Genomic DNA, 17983 nt, shown 5'->3' on the forward strand with positions numbered 1-17983 from the left:
CCAGTTTTGAGGTGGCCAATTACCTAATTTTCAGGGAAAAAGTGCCTAAATTTCCCCCCGATCACTCCCAGATCCAGTACTTTTTGATTGACAAAAGGTCTAAAAGTCTTACCCAACAAGGTTTTTAGATTTATTCAGCCAACCCCAATTAGGGTTGGCTGAAAAAGTTTCTCCTGTGGGGACTGACGCGGGTTCGTTCAGCAAACCCTAATTAAAAACCGCCCCCAAAGGACGGAGTTTCAATGCAAGCAGCTACGATGTCTCTGCTCAAAGTTGTCCTGAAGCCAAGCTCGGTTAGCTATCCTTTTGTCGGCGTTTCATCGCCAGACCTAAGCCACCAGCAACCAGCAGTCCAGCAACAGTACCCGGTTCGGGAATAACCACCTGGCTGAAGGTTTGTTTGAACTGTGCAATTGCGACAGTTTTGCTTGCCGATCCTCCTTGAGCAAACAAACTCAATTGACTCATGACATCGACTTGACTTACAAGAGGACCAGAAGTGGAGTCTGACGGTGTGTTAGTGCCTGTTGACGATTTCACAACGCCGTTGTCTGGGGGGGCGAATGTACTGTACATATCATCTACTGCAGCAGCATTACTGGTGCCACCAGTAGCAGTCGCATTCGTCAGGTCTAATTTTACTCCACTGATCTTAAAGGCCCCAGGATTTATTGATTCAGCCTTGTAAGAAAACGTACCATTAAGTGAAAGGGAGCCGGTACCCGTTCTTGAAAAATTGGTCAAGTCGTATTGTAGTCCGGCAGAAAGGGCTGAACCAAAACCAGTTACGGTCACGCCATTAGACAAAATTGTGGTAAAAGGATTATTATTCGGATCATCATTCTTCCAATTACTAAATCTCTTGTCAAATGTGCCATTTCCGTCCTCATCAACTTCAATGAAGGCACCCGAAGTGAAAAGCTGTGTCAAAGTGAGCGGTGTTGCCCCGAATGTGCTGCCATTAAAGTATCGTACTACGGCAGCCGCCTGGGCTGGCGCAGTGGCGAGGCCTAGGCCAGCAGCAACAGCCAGAGCGGCGGCGCTAGGAATGGTATATCTACCTATCTTTGTCATTTATGGAGACTCCCACAGAGGTAAAGTGGATGTATGAATAATCATCGCAATGCTAACAGCAAATTTTTCCTTTGTCAATACAGAATTGCCTATTTGTCAATATATCACTGAAAAATTGTCAACAGATCACTGAAAAGAGTTTCTCCCCACTTCCCCACTTCCCTAGATCTGATTCATTCTCCGAATCTAATTCTTTGTTTTGTTACCTTTAATCGCTTATGAGGTAAGCAAAGCACGACGTTTTGACAAATTTTCAGCTATTTAGGGTTTGCTGAATAAATCTAAAAACCTTGTTGGATAAGGCTTTTAGACTTTTTTCCCCTGAAAAAGTGCCTACCATTGGAGTGATTGGGGGGAAAATTTAGGGATTTTTTCCCTGAAAATTAGGTAATTGACCACCTGAAAATGGGTAAAACCCCACACCCCACACCCCACACCCCACACCCTGCCCCTAGGAAAAGCTTTTTGCCGCAAACCCTATTTAGGGTTTGCGGCAAAAAGTAGGGGCGAAGCATTCGGATAGAAAATCTCCGGTTTCACCGATAGGTTATGCCCGAATGCTTCGCCCCTACAGGACGCGATCGCCGCTCAAGTGGCCAGAAAAAGCCAGATCAGCAGTCTCGATTACCTTTAATAGCTGTTCGATGCGGTTTTCCGTCGGGGGGGCCAAACAGGGAAAAACGGCTAAACCGGGGATTTGATTGGCCACCTCGGTGACAGCCACATCAAGGGTGACTAGGGGTAAATTAGCTAGGGTTTGCGACTCGCTCAAGGTTTGCAGATAAGAGTATAAATCTTCTGCGATCGAACTATCGATTAAGATAGCGTCCACCTCCCAGACACCAGCTAAAAGTTCCGCCTGTTCGCAACTATCGGCCTCAATAAAACGATAATTCTCCCGAACTAATTGATTATTCCAAATCCAGCTAAAGGAAGATAAATCGGAGAAATTGGGGGCATAATGGCCGTGTAAACGCAGCAGAGTCGGAGCAGTGCGCCGTTTGCGGCTAGGAATGGGGGAAACGGTCAGATTCAGGCAAGCTTGCAGCGCTGCCGATGTGATCGGCGGAACCAGAAAACTATCGGCCCCTTGCTGTTGACTGCGGTTACGCTCAGAATCGGCAGCGGTGACAATAACTTTTATATCTTTGGTTTGGGGATGGGATTTCAGCAGCGTTAACACATCCCAACCGGACAAGAGGGGTAGATTGGGATTGAGAAAAACACAACGGGGTTTTAACTGACGGGCTTTTTCGATCGCCTCAGTGCCGCTACGAGCGATAATCGCTTTTAATCCCAATTCACTCAAGCGATCGACAAACTGTTCGATCACTTGGGGATTAGCTTCCACCACTAACACCAGACGCTGGGGAGTGGCGGACTCCTGCTCGGCACCTTGGGGATGAACCGGCAGCAGTAAAGTGAATTGACTGCCTTCCCGGTCCTTGGAGACAAAGGATAGATCGCCACCGTGACAGCGCGCTAATTTTTGGCTGAGGACTAAACCTAAACCTGCACCCTCAAATTGACGGGTGAAAGGACTTTCTAGCTGTTGGAATTTCTGAAAAATCAGATGCTGGGATTCTTCTGGAATACCGATCCCCGTATCCCAGACGGTAAAAGCCAGCCAATTTTCCCAACGATTGACTTTAATGCCCAAATTACCGCCATCAATGGTGAATTTAACCGCATTATCTAACAAATTCACTAACATCTGTTGTAAACGGGCTTCATCGGCCAGGGCATAATCTAACCCTGATTCAATGTCAAGACGATAGCTGCCGGGGAGATCGAGACGTTGGGGATACTTATCGACGATGATATCGTACACCCGTTGACAGAGGCGATCGATTTTGACTCTAGCTAAAGTTAATTTTAGTTGTCCTGTCTCCAGGCGGGTTAAATCGAGGAGATCATTGACCAGAGCCATCAACTGGCGACCGCTGCGATAGATTAAATCGGCATATTTCGACTGTCGGGGGTTAAGTTCACCGATTTTTTGTTCCCGCAGCAGATTGGAGAGACCGATCACGGCGGTGAGGGGCGATTTAAACTCATGGCTGACACAGGCGAGAAATTCATCCTTAAGACGATTTAAATGGACTAAATCGGCATTTTTAACCGCTAATTCCTGACAATATTGCTGTTGTTCCGTGATATCGGTGGCTAACAGTAACCACAGTTCCGAAGTTTTCTCGAGCAAGGGATAATTATCCGCCCAATTTAACGGCGCGGACAACAGTCGCCAAGTCTTGGCTAAACCCGATGTCAGCGTTTCTAGACGCTGGGGAAACAGGGGGGGAGTGGGGGATGGGAGGGTTAAGGGGTCATTAACCAAAGCAAAGGGAGATTTATCGATATTAGCGGGGAAAGCCGCCCCGATTTGTTGACACCAAGCCTGATTTTGGTATAAAATTCCCGCTTCTGGACTGTAGAGCAGCAGCGGCAGCGGTAATTGTTCCAGAAATTCCAGAGGACGATCGCTGCGGGGGGGGGGATTGCGATCGCTGATGCGGGGCTGCGGGGGAGGATCATCGAGAATCGATCGCCCGAGACAAAATTGGAGAAGTTTGCCCGTGTCTAAGCGTCCTAACAGTTTGCCCTGAGCATCCACTAAAATGGGAACCAAGGCGAGCGCTTCTCCCGTCAGGGTTGCCAGAAACTCACTTACGGCCATGCGAGCGTTAAGAGGGATAATCGGACGCAGCCAACCGCTCAGATCCAGGCAGCTGGAGGAGGGGTTTCTGGTTTCGGGGTACTGTTGTTGATAGAGGAGGTAAGCAATCAGGGTTTGACTCTCAATCAGTCCTAGGGGACAATACCGCTCATCCACCACCACGATCGCTTCTGGATTGCCCGTATTAATTAAATCGCAAAGACTTGCCCGGTCAATAATTAATTCACAGGCAGTGACGGATTGATGAAAGTGATGGAGGCTGAGGGTAACGCTAGGCATGGGGATAATTGGGTGGGCGGTGGCGGTAACTTTAGGGCATAATTAGGGTTTGCGGCAAAAAGTTTTTCGATGGGGGCAGGGTGTAGGGTGTAGGGTGTAGGGTATAGGGTTTTACCGATTTTCAGGTGGTCAATTACCTAATTTTCAGGGCAAAAGTCCCGGAATTTTCCCCCTGCTCACTCCCATCCCCGGCACTTTTGGATTTCAAAAAGGTCTAAAAGTATTATCCAACAAGGTTTTTAGATTTATTCAGCCAGCCCTAATTAACAAACTGATGGCCAAACTATTAGTAGTCCTAGAACTTGAATCTACCTTGATTATGACGCTCGCTCATCTAGACGGCCTCCCCATTGATTACAATTAACTACAATACCCACTGCCAAAAAGCAAAGTTAACTTTAACTTCCCCGATCTGATGGCGAGGGGGTTGTCTTCTCAACAGAGAAAGCCTAACCTAATTGTTTGTTATTTTCTATCTACCTTGCGGGTGAGAAAACGTTGCCTCCGAGACTGACTATTTATGCTTTTGTCCCAACGGACCCACCCTTGACGGGAGTGAGTTCACCTCCGGGGCTGGTTAATTCTTTGACGGCTTTATTGGCTAATGAACGCTATCATCTGACCCTAGGGTCGTCTTCTAGCGAATTACTGGCTAATATCGAGGCACAGAAGGAAAAAATCGATTGTTTGCTGGTGGTCTTTCATCCTTCCCTACAGCCGACTTTTAATCAACTCTACGAAGGGGGGATTTTACTGCCAGTAGTGATCATTGTCGCTGACAAGAACATCACTGCCGAGACGAATGACTCTCCCACCTGTCTCTATCATAGTGCCGAATTACAAATTACCGTCAAGGAATTAGACAGCATCACCTCGGTCATCGACCAAGCGATCGCTCGATTTCTCCATTTAGCTCCTAATTGCTCTTTTTCCGAACCTACCACGATTGTTAACCAACCAAATCCCGTGGAAAATAATCACAGTTTTCTCCTCCTACAACAGCGCCGTTTAGCGGAAAAATTAAAAGAAAGACTCGGCTATTTAGGTGTTTACTACAAACGCAACCCGCAGCTATTCTATCGCAATCTTGCCCCGGCGGAAAAAAACGAATTACTGCGGGAATTAAGAAGAGATTATCGGGCGATTATTTTAAATTACTTCCAACAGGATTATCCGATTAATCAAGCGATCGATGAGTTGGTTAATAATGTCTTTTTTACCGATCTCTCAGTGTCGCAAATTCTGGAAATTCATATAGAGTTAATGGACGAATTTTCCCAACAGTTAAAATTAGAAGGCAGAAGTGAGGAAATTCTCCTAGATTATCGTCTCGCTCTCATTGATATCCTTGCTCACTTGGGGGAAATGTACCGTCGTTCCATACCTCGCGAGGATATCCCTGATGATTTATCTCAAATGTCGGGGTGAAGACCCGAAGCACTTAGTGCGACGGGATGAAACCCCAGCCAATATAAAACAGCACTTCCACAGGCTCAGTGACACGAAGCACGATTAAAAATAAGTGTCCAGTATCCTGAAAAAATCTCGAATAACTTCTTCTTTTAAGGGTCTTGACCTACTCAGGCCAAATAGCTACTATATGAGTATAGCGGATAGGGTAATCAACCGCTCTAAAAACCCCTGTAGTCTAACCACTACGCTATCTGCACCTTGACAATCAAAGATATAGGGTTCTACTCAATAGTTCTAGTTTCTCACCTGTGAGTAGGTAAAATCTTTGCAGGAACTAGACAAAGCAGTATTTGAAGCTAACGTTTCAATTCAAGCAAACTTTGTAGAAATACAACTATCGTAGGGCATACGAAAAGTAACGCTTAGGGAGAGAACCACCTCTGGGTTGGATAACGCAAGGCATCTAATTTAAGTGGACTCGTTGAACTAAGAATCCCTCGCTTGAGTGCGATGGGAGTGTCAATATTGGGAATAGACTAAAATATCCCCAATAAATAGCAATGAACTCATATCCCCAGCCCCTGTAATCCTAACCTATGAGCGTCTTTAAAAAAACCTATGTTTTAAAACTGTACGTCGCCGGGAATACCCCCAACTCCGTGCGCGCCTTGAAAACCCTGAAAAATATCCTAGAAGAGGAATTTCAGGGAGTGTATGCGCTCAAGGTGATTGACGTGCTGAAAAACCCGCAACTAGCGGAGGAAGACAAGATTCTCGCTACTCCTACCCTCGCGAAAGTCCTCCCTCCCCCGGTGCGGAAAATTATCGGTGATTTGTCCGATCGAGAGAAGGTTCTGATCGGTTTAGACTTACTGTACGAGGAAATTCGTGAACGAGAAAATGATAGCTAGGCCTTCGGCAATAGGTGATTAGACGGGTTATATTTATTGAAGGAGAAATGATCGGGGCGTAATCTAGTACGTCTCTGGGAAAGTCAAGAGTCAAGGGACATCAAGATGGTATAAAGTATCTAGTCAGGCCTGATATGTTTCTGTGGAAAAATTAGATAAAAATCCTACTCTTTAAATATTCGCTGGATAAATAATGACTCAATCTAACTCTAATAGCCAATTGAATCCACCGATTAAACCGAAAGGTGTTCGCAAAATTAGAACCCTAATTGAAGGTTTTGATGAGATCACTCACGGTGGTTTACCCATGGGGCGAACCACCTTAGTGAGTGGCACTTCTGGCACGGGAAAAACCCTGCTTGCCGTTCAATTTCTCTACCACGGGATCAAGTATTTTGACTATCCGGGCCTGTTTGTTACTTTTGAAGAATCTCCCACCGATATTATCCAAAATGCCTATAGTTTTGGTTGGGATTTAGAAGAATTAATTGACCAGGGTAAGTTATTTATTCTCGATGCTTCTCCGGATCCGGAAGGTCAAGAGGTGGTGGGTAGTTTTGATCTTTCGGCCCTGATCGAGCGCATTCAATACGCAATTACCAAATATAAAGCAAAACTGGTATCAATTGACTCTGTAACTGCTGTTTTTCAGCAGTACGAAGCGGTGTCAGTGGTGCGGCGGGAAATTTTTCGGCTCGTCGCCAGGTTAAAATTATTAGAAGTGACTTCAATTATGACCACGGAACGTATCGAAGAATACGGAGCGGTGGCGCGTTTTGGTGTAGAGGAATTTGTCTCTGATAATGTGGTAATTATGCGGAACGTGCTAGAGGGAGAAAGACGACGCAGAACCGCAGAAATCCTCAAATTACGGGGAACAACCCACATGAAGGGGGAATATCCCTTTACTATCACCAATGATGGCATTAATATCTTCCCCCTCGGTGCCATGCGTTTAACTCAGCGCTCCTCTAATGTCCGCATTTCTTCGGGAGTAAAAACCCTCGATGATATGTGTGGGGGCGGTTTTTTCAAGGATTCGATTATTTTGGCTACAGGAGCAACAGGTACGGGTAAAACTCTCTTAGTCAGTAAATTTCTGGAAGAAGGCTGTCGGCGCGGTGAGCGGGCGATTTTGTTCGCTTATGAAGAATCTCGCGCCCAATTGTCCCGAAATGCTTCTTCTTGGGGGATCGATTTTGAGGAGATGGAACGCAAGGGATTATTAAAATTATTGTGTTCTTACCCCGAATCGGCGGGATTAGAAGACCATTTACAGATGATTAAGTCGGAAATCTCGGAATTTAAACCCTCTCGTATTGCCATCGATTCTCTATCGGCGCTCGCGCGGGGGGTGACAAATAATGCTTTTCGGCAATTTGTGATCGGGGTGACAGGATACGCCAAACAGGAGGAAATTACGGGATTTTTCACCAATACTACCGACCAATTTATGGGAGCGCACTCGATCACCGAATCCCATATTTCTACGATTACCGACACGATTCTAATGTTGCAGTATGTGGAAATTCGCGGCGAAATGTCGCGAGCGATTAACGTCTTTAAGATGCGCGGTTCTTGGCACGATAAAGGGATTCGTGAATATACTATCAGTCAGGACGGGGCCGATATCAAGGATTCTTTCCGCAATTACGAGCGGATTATTAGTGGTTCCCCGACTAAAATTAGCGTCGATGAAAAGACTGAATTATCGCGGATTGTTCGCAATGTGCGCGAAAAATTACAGGATGAATAATCGGGAGTTGACTGATTGAGATTATTTTGAAGGGCGATCGGGTAAAGTCGGTCTTAAGGAAAATAACCACCAAATCAATAAACCTAATATAATCCAGAGAATATCTTTAACCCGGCGAATTACAGAAATCGCTAAACCTAATTCTAGACTACCAGTTAAGGAAGCACCCAGCAGCACTAAAGAACCTTCTAAAGTACCGATATTAGCGGGAATAAAAAAGGTTCCAGCGCGCACTAATTGGGCAACAGAATCGAATAACCAAGCATCGGCAAAAGTGATCGGATGTTGGAGAAATTGCATTAAAACATAGATTTCTAAAACTCCGAGGGGCCAATTGAGAAACCCGACGATCAAGCCATTTCTAAATAGTGGCAGATTCCGGTAAAATTCCCCTAAATGATCATCGACACTGCGAAGATTTTCTAAAGGTTTAGCTAGGCGATCGCCTAAAAAAGAATGACCTAATCGATTAACTATTCGGGAGGATAAACGGAATCGCTGAATCAAGAAAAATATCAGGATACAACTGGAGAATATAGCAAGACTTAATCCGGTAAAAGTTTTAAAAGAATTAGAAAATTTTGGGGAAGCTAGGAGCAGAAAAAAACCGATAATTGCAAAGAAGACAAGGGAAGCAGTATTTAATGTCTTGGTCAGAATAATCGAGGCACTGGTTTCTTTATAGCTAATCTGATAGTGAGTTTTCAACATCACTGCTTTAAAACCTTCTCCTCCCAAAGAAGCGAAGGGAGTCACGCGATTAAAGGCTGCCCCTACCATGTAAATTAATAATAGGCGAATTGTCCATCGAGGTTGGATAGGAATGCTTTTAAAAGTTAGTTGCCAAGTAAAAACATCGGTGAGAAATTCTAGGAAATAAAAAATAATTACTAATGTCATTCCCCACCAACCGACTAGGGTGATTTGTTGCCACACTTCTTGCAGATTTGTTTGACGTAAAATTATCCCTAGTAAAACAAAACCTAAACCCAGAAAGATAAATTTAAGATATTTCATAAGTAGTCGTGCAAAATTAACTTCTTGGTTAGGATAGGCACTCATGCAATAGGCAATAGGCAAGAAGTAGTTAGATAGGTGTAATTAATTTTGCTTAGGTACTTACTAAATCCTGTTTAAAAGGTCTAGGAGAGCGGGAAGTGGGGAAGTGGGGAGACCACTTCGTGCGCGTTGCGGGGGGAAGTGGGGTAGTGGGGTAGTGGGGAAGTGGGGAGATGGGGAATTATGAATTATGAATTATGACTGATAACTGATAACTGATAACTGATAACTGATGACTGATAACTGATAACTGATAACTAAAAATAGTTCCAACGTTGAATAAATGGTAGCCAATGGGATTCGACTAACTCGATCGCTTTTGGGTCTGGGGGATAATTATTTTTTTTATATCCTTGCAGACTACTGATATATTTCTCAAAGCGAGGCCTAGCTATTTTTAAGTCGGGAAGTTGCAGTTGACCGTAAATTTTCTCGATTTGTGCTAGGGGGTCTTTTTCTAAATCTTCAAAACGAATTTCTACAAAACTATCGGCGGGTAAATCGGCACTATCTCGCAGGAGAGAATTGAGCATTGGGGGATAACTTTTCAGAATTACCTGCTCGATTTCATCCGTGGATAAATTATCGTAGGATTGCAGTGCTAGTTCCGGTAGGATGCGGGTAAAAAAGTGACGGGTTGAGGGAAAAACTAGATAGGGATTGCGGTAGATATGAATAAATTTAGCATCGGGCCAGATAGCTCGCAATTTGGCAATTTGTGCCGTATAAACGTGGTTTTTGATTAGTAATTGTTTGCCTCTTTGATGGATGGAAACTTTTTTTAATAGATGAACGTGCCAACGCTGCCAAGTGGCGATTTCTTTCTCGCTGCATCCCTGAAAAAAAACCCCTCGCTGGAAATGATACTGAAAACGTTGGGGAAAGTATAAACCATGGTAGTAGGAAAGGGGGATCATGCTGGCCAGGGCGATCGAATCTTCCTGGGGTGAATCGGGAGTAACGGCGACGTTATCCACATGGCGATCGCTCGGTAGGGCCAATTCTAGCAGCGGTTGTAATAAGCGGACGATACCGAGGATATCCCAGGGTAATCCCACCGCTAGGGGCGAAATATAGCCAAAATGCTCCGATTGACTGAGTAAATTGTGCAGATGGGTCGTGCCGCTGCGCCAATAGCCGACAATAAAAATGGGTGCTTTTACCTGCACGCGGCGCTCATAAAACCCTGTCATTAAAATCCGTTCTAGGGTAGAAAAAGGCAGTCGCGCCAGGGTAACTGCCAGCGCCAGGGTTGCCGGGGCCAAATTGGGGCGATCGATGCCGCCATTGGTCAAAAACAAGCGAAGGAGAGTGCTAAGGTTGCTACCGCAGAGGGGATGAAACAAACTGGACATATTAACTATTTTTGGGCGGTTTTTTGGCGGATAGCTTGGCTGTCCAAGGTTTTGCCGAATTCCCAAGCGGCCCCGGGGAGGCGGTGAGCGTCGGCCACCACATCTTTAACGGCGGTGACAAGCCAATGGCAATCCTCATCGGAGAGGGTGAGGGGGGGGGTTGACACTCCCGTCGCGCTCATGCGAGGGATTCTTGGTTCATCGAGTTTCCTTAATCTGGCAGGACGTATCCAACATTCGCCAGAGGGAATCTCTCCCCAAGCGTATGAGTTTCGGTGTGTCCCACCGTACTTAGTCCTCTTTTCAGAATATTGATAGCGGCGTTAATATCTCTATCTTCTACATAGCCACAGTGAGGACAAATATGAGTTCTTGTAGATAGAGATTTAGCTACTTTTTGACCACAATTAGAACAGTTTTGACTCGTGTTATGGGGGGCTACTGCTACCGTAGCCTTACCATATTTAAAGCCAAAATATTCTAACCATTGCCGAAAAGTTGACCAAGCCACATCATTGATAGATTTAGCTAGTTTAGAGCTTTTTACCATGCCTTGAATATTTAAGTTGACCTGAGCTATGAAATCGTTAGATTTAATGACGCGCAATGCCTCTTTTTCGACAAAGCCTCTACGTTGCCTACTTACTCTTAAATGTTTTCTAGCATATCTCTTTCTGGCCCTTTGGTAGTTGTTTGATTGGGGTTGACCTTTTCTAAACTTTTTGGATTTCTTCCGATTCAGACGGTTTAATCTTTTTTCTGCCTTGCGATAGTATTGCGGTATTTCTACCGTTTCCCCATCACTATTAGCGTAGAAAACTTTTAAACCTACGTCCAATCCTACACATTTCTTTGTTGGTTCTAGGGGTTTAGCATATTCCCGAATATCAACGCTTATACAGAATTGGACATAATAACCATCCGCTCGTTTAACAATCCTAACTCGTTTAATTTGGTCTAGAGGATAAAAGTTTAGGTTTCTAGTTCCTTTCAGTTTAACTGTGCCAATGTTTTTCTTATCTGTGAAAGTTATTTTCTTTCTATCCTCCGATAGTTGACCACCACAGTTTTTATATTCCACAGAACGATTATTTTTCTGAAACTTGGGATAACCCTTTTTACCTTTAACCTTTTTCTTACAATTGTCATAGAAACGGGAAATATCTGACCAGTCCCGTTCGGCCGATGCTTGTCTAGCCATAGAATTTAGAGTATCGACAAACTTGAACTGAATGGCTGCGAACTGCACAATATTTATTGAGAGAATATTTATCGATTTTGTCTTCCCTCTTGGCATCCATCCAAAGCCTTAATGCTTTGTTTCTGATGAATTGTACTGTACGAATAGCCTCATCGATGGCAGAACACTGACTTGGTTTGACCACTGCTTTCATTTCTAAGACAATCATTGTTTATCGACCTCAAACAAATTATTTTATCTTAACCTATACAGCATAGATTGTCAAGATTTTAGTCGTGCTTCGCTGTTTTATATTGGCTGGGGTGTCATCCCGTCGCTAAAAGCGAGGGTCTTCACCCCGACATTTGAGATAAACTTGATGATATTCATGCCGTGGCCGGAAACCTGCGAGAGAATTTGATGGCGGGTAAAGAGGGGAACGACGATTAACTGGGAAAATAGCCCTTTATTGGCGGTTTCTAGCATTTTCCAGGCGGCTTTTAGTGACCAACTGCTCGGCTCGGCAAATTCCAAGGCCATCATCATACCCAATCCCCGCACTTCCTGCAAACATTCGTACTGATCTACGAGCGGCTGTAGTTCTGCGATAATTTGTTGACCGATTACAGCCGATCGCTCGACTAATTTTTCCTCCTCAATCACCTGTAAAGTGGCAATACCAGCGGCCATGGCCAGATTATTTTTACCAAAAGTGCTACCGTGTACCACAGAACGATCCATGCGATCGAATACTCGATCGAAGATCCAGCGACGACAGAGAACCGCTCCCACTGGCACAAAACCGCCCGAAAGAGCTTTGGCAACACATAAAATGTCCGGTTCTACCCCCCAATGTTCCACTGCCCAAATTTTGCCAGTCCGGCCCAAACCGGTCTGCACTTCATCGGCCACAAAAAGAGTGCCGTAACGACGACAAAGGGCAGCCGCCGCGGGGAGATAGTTCGGTTCGGGAATTCTCACCCCGTGACCTTGGATCGGTTCGGTAATAAAAGCCGCTACTTCTTGGTTAATTAGAGCTTTTTCGAGTGCAGCCAGATCGCCGAAGGGTATTTCCTTAAAATCGGCCACAAACGGCCCAAATCCCTGGCGATAATGGGGATCGCCGGTGGCGGAAAGGGAACCCATGGTTAACCCGTGGTAGCCTCCCTGACAGTAAACAATTTGGCTGCGTCCGGTGGCGTAGCGGCTGAATTTAATGGCGGCCTCGACGGTTTCTGTGCCGGAATTAGCAAAGAAAACTCGTTCTAATCCAGTTGGTGCGATCGCTGCTAACCGTTCCGCCAGCAATCCCGCTAGGATGGAAGCATCCAATTGGACTAAATTGGGCAATGCTGCCGTCAATACCTCTTGTAAAGCTTGCACGATCTTGGGGTGATTGCGTCCGAGGGCAAAAACACCAAAACCACTCAGTAAGTCCAGATACTTTTCCCCGTGATTGTCGAATAGGTATGCACCTTGGGCTTTAACGTAGTGGCGATCGTAGCCGATCGTTTTTAGTACCCTGACCATCTGGGGGTTTAGGTATTGTTCGTGGAGGGCAAAGTTTTCTTCTAGTCTTTTTTCTATCAGTTCTAAAATGCTCATAAATTCCAGATTTGATTACTGAAAAACTATTTTTCAAACACCTCAAAACCGATTATGTCCATAGCACATTATCATTATTTTTTTGGTTATTTAATATTATAAATTATTCAATATATTTTGTCAAGTATTTAAGAACTTATCTAGGATAATTATAGCGTTTCCCAATCTCATGAGGTACACCAAAATCTTAACTCCTGAATCCCGAATCCTGAATCCCGAATCCTGACTCCTCAAAACCTAAGACTCTGTACCTCACAACTATGGTAATTGCTATAAACTAATTAGCTCTTGTGGGCTAAAGGTTAAAGCGACTTTTAGATAATTTATTAGTCAGTTTTTATATGGTAGAGGCGCATCGCGTGCGCCCAAAATGTAATATCAGTAAACAGTGAACTGATAACTGATAACTGATAACTGATAACTGATAACTGATAACTGATAACTGATAACTGATAACTGATAGCTATAAAAAAACCGACCAACAAGAGAGAATTCCTGTCAGTCAGTCGGTGATGATAGGCCGAATTTTAGTCAGCTTTATTTCTTAGCGGGGGCAGCCTTAACGAGTTCCAATTCACTTTCAGCGAAGTTATTGGTATTCAGTCCACTGGCGCTACCACTAAAACCGTGGTAGTTAACAGTATCAAAACGGACGATAACGGGATAGTGGATACCACTTTTATCAACACTGGCTACGGTTCCTACATCGTTGTACCAGTAAGACTCTTTACGTTTGATTCTAACTTTGGCTCCGCGTTCGATTCCAGGCATAGCTGTTGTTTTTTTTTAGGGTTTAGTTAACAGGTTACAATCAGAGCGAGTTTGCCGAAAGGGTTTTTACTTTAAGTTTTATTGCAAATCTTGCCACTCTGTTTGGACGAAATGCCCCGAACGTCCCCATAGGTCTGCCTTTGGTGCAATGTTAACGATTGTTAAGTTAAAGGGAATAGCCGTGGTCAGGTATTTTTGGGCCGACATTCCCACATCTGGCCCGATTTGAAAAGCGGCGGCGGTGGCTAAACCTAAGCCTAATAACTGAGAAATCGGACCTCTGGGTAAGAGAAGATGAGTTCCTAAGACTAAGCCAGCGGTTAAGGCTAAAGTTACCGATAAATTGGTGCCACAACGCGGATGTAATGCCAATTGCCCCTCGCCATTTTTGAGACGATGGAGTGCTTGTTTGGCGGCGATTCGCAGTTCATTAGTATTAATCTGTCCGTAGAGATAAAAACCCCTATCGGTGGACAGTCCCCCCAGGGCCTCGTTATCTGCGGGGGAATGGTCAAAAGGCGATTGACGACGGGCAGCCATTTCGCTTAATACCCAGACGGTGGCGTGTTCCAAGGCGTGAACCTGTCGCAGGGTCAGAAATTCTTTGAAACCGGGGATAAAGCCGATTTGTGCCAGTAAATCGCTGTCTTGCTGGGGCGAGGGGTTAAACCAGTCGAAAGAGGGGTTAGAAGGGCTACTAGGGGTCATAAAGTTGCGGTAGGGGGAGTTTTTTCGAGGAAGATAAGGGCGCTATAGAGTTGAAAGGCGGTGTCCCAGTAGGTGTCTTCAATGCGTAATAAGTCCAAATGGGGATTGACCATAGGCAGTAATTCGTAAAAATCGGCGGTGGTTTCGGCAAAAGCTGGAAAATCTGACCACAGGGGAACTGCTGCTAGTTGTTGTTTTAGGTAAGAAGCGAAATGATTCCAGTTATCTCGATTGCTGGTCTGTCTTTCCCGACTTTGTTGGTGGTCGGAAAAAGTAATCCCCGCTTGAAAGTGGTAATGGCGATCGCAAATACGGATAATTAAATCCTGTTTTTTCAAATGTAGATCAATAATCTGGGCATAATCAAGAATACTAATTTTTCTCACTTGATGGCGGCGCGCATCCCTATCGACACATTCCCCAAAAATCGGCAAGATTCCCTCTACCACGGCGGTAACTTCTGACCAATCAAAAGTTATACTTGCGGTTAGGCCGTGGGAAGATTGATAGACTAGGGTGGCTTCTGGTTGGATAGCCCGGAAATATCGAGCTAAATAGACCCTAGGCTGGTTAATCCCTTTAATTGGCTGGCAAAAACAGGGAATTCCTTCTTTTCGCAAGTCGTGAACATATACTGCTAATTCGGCCATCGCCCCGACTCGATACAAGCGCCACGAACGACTAGGGATGTGTAAGCGGGCGCTATAGGCATCTATTTTAAATATTTGGGCAAATTTTAGAGCTAAGGTCTGTTTTTCTGCGTTAGCCACCGGTTCAAGAATTAAAAGCCCCATTTCTCGATTACTAGGGTTGGTTTTGGCTTTTTCGAGGGCAGCCTGTCGCTGTTGTTGTTGCTGTTCAACTTCCACCTGTTCAATCGCTTCTAAGCGGGCGATTCCTTGACGAATTTGGGCGATAAGTTGAGGATTAGCGGTTAATAGCAACATTTTTCGGTATTCTTGCCCTGCTAGGGCGATTTCTCCCGTGATTTCGTTTAAACGCGCTTGGTAGAATTTCAGCCAAGGGTTATCGTTTTCTCGGGTCTGGAAGTCGTTGACAAGACGGGTGGCAGTTTGATAGTCTTGACGATCGATCGCTTCAGCAATTTCTTTGAACATAGAAACTCCGGTCGATTAGCTGTCTAAATAGGCGTTAATAATAGCGAGAGCCACTAAGGGAGCGGTAATTGTTCTCAAAATCCGTTTTCCCAGTGATACAGGTAGAAAATCAGCGGCGATCGCTTGTTCTATTTCTGTCTCCGTCCATCCCCCTTCCGGTCCGATGGCAATGGTTATCTCGGTTGATGTTTGCAATTGAGAAAGTAGCCGGTCCACTGTTCTACGGGTAACACCAATATAACAAGTTGTCCCTGGGTTAGCTCCCCGCTTAAGGATGGCTAAAAATGGTTGTGGTTCTTCGATTATGGGAATAATCTGTCTTTCTGATTGTTCTACAGCTTCCCGGGCAATTTTTCGCCAACGGTCAATTTTTTGAGGACTAGGATTAACTAAACCCCGTTCTGTCAGCAGCGGGATAATTCGATAAACTCCTAATTCGGTGGCAGCGCGAACGATATCATCAAAGCCATTTTTGGGAATTGCTACCATTAAATTCACTTGTACTGGTAGTTCGCTAGTTTCGTTTATCGCTTCTAAAAGATGGGCCGAATTATCAATTATTTCCGCTAACCAAGCTTGTCCTTGTCCATTTAGGGCAATAAAATGGTCATGGGATTTTAAACGAACAACTTTTTTAAGATAATGACTTTGTTCGGGTGTTAAGACAATTAACCCGTTTTCTAGGGTATTAAAATCAAGAAGAAGACGATAATACAAGGCGGTTTAGTCTATATTACTATTGTGTTCAGAATCACTGTCAGCTATCTATTTTAGCTTTTATGGTGTTTTTGTATAGGGTAGATTAGCCTAAAACTGGCTCTTCTGGTTTCTGTGTGGAAACGAGGTCTATACTGATAGTTTCTTCCGCAAAATAGTCCTAAAAGTCTTGCCCAATAAGAACTTCAGGATTTCATAAGCAAAAATTATCACACAAAGTCGAGAAGAGCCAAAACCTTGATCATTAACAAACACGGGAATTGATTAATGAATTTACTAGGCATCGTTTTATACTCTTTTACTGGGGTGCTTTTGTTGGGGTTAGCTGTAGCTATCTGGTGGTTGGTCGATACCCTATCTTTATCCCCCACTAAACCGAAAAGAGCTACTTCTAAAAATAATCGTCAAAATTTGCCAATCAATCAGCAGCAACTTTTCTACTTAGAAAGAGAACTTTTAACCCTCGTGAATGGAGATAAAGCTTTAGCGACTCGATTACTTTTAAGTATTAGATTGAGAAATCCCCAACGTAGTAAAAGCTGGTGTTATGAAAAAGTGATTTATGACTTAAAACGAGATCGAGGAGGAATTTAAATTGCCACTACAACAGTTAGACCTATTAGAATAATATCACAGGGATCACCATAATCTCATTGAAAAAAATTTATCTACCTTGTTTAGATTGGTACCCGATTGGTGCGTCAGGGAAAAAGAATCGCTCGCTCTAGTTCCTTAGACAGCGATCGAGTTGTGTTATTATCACAGTTGTCTTCGGGAAATACTGACGCATTAGTGACAGTAAAATGTCTTGATGAGAGAGTTGATATAACACAAGTCAGTCCAGGAATTATCCTCGATGCTGATGCTTCTCCTCGTCAATTTATTCAACGTCGCAGCAAAATTATCCCGGCAGCTGGTGGCCAAGAAAAAAGCAACTTGAATCGATGTCTTAACCCTTGGAGCGATAGTGAGGTAAAATTAATTGCATCGGAGATCAAAAGAGTTATTGATTTTGCCCGGGCAGCCAGCAATCAAGCTACAGTTATTAACAGATTAGTCCAAGAATTAACTTACTATGGCCTTACCTACTCAGATCTGTTATAAAATTTCTCCTCATCAAGGTATCTATTGGCCAATAGGAATTAAGACTTGACAATACCCACTCCCCAACCCACAAAAAATTCATGGACATAACTGCTAAAATTGAAGAACTGGCACAAAAATATGAGATACCTCCCCAACTGCTAAAGGAAGCCATGGCTTTAGAAGTAGAAAAAATTACTCTAAAAAATCGGCAGCTATCACCTAAAATTGTCAAACTTATCGAAAAATATACCGACTCCTCACAATAAATAAACTC

Annotated in this window: 14 protein-coding genes and 3 pseudogenes; 6 read left to right on the forward strand and 11 right to left on the reverse strand. The window is 44.2% G+C overall.

Going from position 1 to position 17983, the window contains the following annotated elements:
• Window positions 1-294: 294 nt before the first annotated feature.
• The gene (locus O9300_RS06425) at window positions 295-1074 is read right to left on the reverse strand and encodes a PEP-CTERM sorting domain-containing protein (RefSeq protein WP_287970722.1); all 780 of its coding nucleotides are present in this window, start codon (window positions 1072-1074) and stop codon (window positions 295-297) included.
• Between the two features lie 568 nt (window positions 1075-1642).
• A complete protein-coding gene (locus tag O9300_RS06430; RefSeq protein WP_287970723.1) occupies window positions 1643-4030 on the reverse strand; it encodes an ATP-binding response regulator in 2388 nt (795 codons plus the stop codon).
• A 498-nt stretch (window positions 4031-4528) separates the two neighbouring features.
• Here O9300_RS06430 and O9300_RS06435 point away from each other — a divergent pair, with 498 nt between their 5' ends.
• The 3 genes from O9300_RS06435 (at window position 4529) to kaiC (ending at window position 8110) form a co-directional block, all read left to right on the forward strand.
• On the forward strand, window positions 4529-5458 hold the full coding sequence (locus O9300_RS06435; RefSeq protein WP_287970725.1) for a circadian clock protein KaiA: 930 nt from the start codon (window positions 4529-4531) through the stop codon (window positions 5456-5458).
• A 581-nt stretch (window positions 5459-6039) separates the two neighbouring features.
• Window positions 6040-6354, forward strand: coding sequence for a circadian clock protein KaiB (gene kaiB, locus O9300_RS06440; RefSeq protein WP_002733742.1), 315 nt, complete (start codon window positions 6040-6042; stop codon window positions 6352-6354).
• A 193-nt stretch (window positions 6355-6547) separates the two neighbouring features.
• On the forward strand, window positions 6548-8110 hold the full coding sequence (gene kaiC / locus O9300_RS06445) for a circadian clock protein KaiC (protein WP_045361377.1): 1563 nt from the start codon (window positions 6548-6550) through the stop codon (window positions 8108-8110).
• A gap of 21 nt (window positions 8111-8131) precedes the next feature.
• Here kaiC and O9300_RS06450 read toward each other — a convergent pair whose 3' ends face one another.
• From O9300_RS06450 to O9300_RS06495, 9 genes and pseudogenes are all read right to left on the reverse strand, one after another.
• Window positions 8132-9127, reverse strand: coding sequence for a lysylphosphatidylglycerol synthase transmembrane domain-containing protein (locus O9300_RS06450; protein ID WP_287970727.1), 996 nt, complete (start codon window positions 9125-9127; stop codon window positions 8132-8134).
• 299 nt (window positions 9128-9426) lie between these two features.
• Window positions 9427-10524: a sulfotransferase family protein gene (locus O9300_RS06455; protein WP_287970729.1), complete on the reverse strand. Its 1098-nt coding sequence runs from the start codon at window positions 10522-10524 to the stop codon at window positions 9427-9429.
• 5 nt (window positions 10525-10529) lie between these two features.
• Window positions 10530-10682 (reverse strand): annotated as a pseudogene (locus O9300_RS06460) (aspartate aminotransferase family protein); the annotation flags it as partial.
• A gap of 40 nt (window positions 10683-10722) precedes the next feature.
• Window positions 10723-11933, reverse strand: a pseudogene (locus tag O9300_RS06465) (RNA-guided endonuclease InsQ/TnpB family protein).
• Between the two features lie 140 nt (window positions 11934-12073).
• Window positions 12074-13309 (reverse strand): annotated as a pseudogene (locus O9300_RS06475) (aspartate aminotransferase family protein); the annotation flags it as partial.
• Between the two features lie 537 nt (window positions 13310-13846).
• Window positions 13847-14080, reverse strand: coding sequence for a photosystem I reaction center subunit IV (locus O9300_RS06480; protein ID WP_190719074.1), 234 nt, complete (start codon window positions 14078-14080; stop codon window positions 13847-13849).
• A 78-nt stretch (window positions 14081-14158) separates the two neighbouring features.
• Window positions 14159-14788 (reverse strand): DUF6391 domain-containing protein, encoded by a 630-nt coding sequence (locus tag O9300_RS06485; RefSeq protein ID WP_012266133.1) that lies wholly within the window; start codon window positions 14786-14788, stop codon window positions 14159-14161.
• Complete coding sequence (locus O9300_RS06490) at window positions 14785-15906, reverse strand: tetratricopeptide repeat protein (RefSeq protein ID WP_287970734.1); 1122 nt, start codon at window positions 15904-15906, stop codon at window positions 14785-14787. Before O9300_RS06490 ends, O9300_RS06485 begins: the two co-directional genes overlap by 4 nt.
• Window positions 15907-15921: 15 nt before the next feature.
• Window positions 15922-16623, reverse strand: coding sequence for a 16S rRNA (uracil(1498)-N(3))-methyltransferase (locus O9300_RS06495; protein WP_287970736.1), 702 nt, complete (start codon window positions 16621-16623; stop codon window positions 15922-15924).
• A gap of 267 nt (window positions 16624-16890) precedes the next feature.
• On the opposite strand from O9300_RS06495, the gene O9300_RS06500 reads away from it, so the two are divergent.
• From O9300_RS06500 to O9300_RS06510, 3 genes are all read left to right on the forward strand, one after another.
• Window positions 16891-17217, forward strand: coding sequence for a hypothetical protein (locus O9300_RS06500; RefSeq protein WP_287970739.1), 327 nt, complete (start codon window positions 16891-16893; stop codon window positions 17215-17217).
• Window positions 17218-17319: 102 nt separating this feature from the next.
• The gene (locus tag O9300_RS06505) at window positions 17320-17727 is read left to right on the forward strand and encodes a restriction endonuclease (RefSeq protein ID WP_287970741.1); all 408 of its coding nucleotides are present in this window, start codon (window positions 17320-17322) and stop codon (window positions 17725-17727) included.
• Between the two features lie 80 nt (window positions 17728-17807).
• Entirely contained in the window at window positions 17808-17975 is a 168-nt protein-coding gene (locus O9300_RS06510) for a hypothetical protein (protein ID WP_180995436.1), read from the forward strand.
• The last annotated feature ends 8 nt before the right edge of the window (window positions 17976-17983 follow it).

It is taken from the genome of Microcystis sp. LE19-195.1E, assembly GCF_027532095.1.
Classification (GTDB): Bacteria; Cyanobacteriota; Cyanobacteriia; order Cyanobacteriales; family Microcystaceae; genus Microcystis; species Microcystis aeruginosa.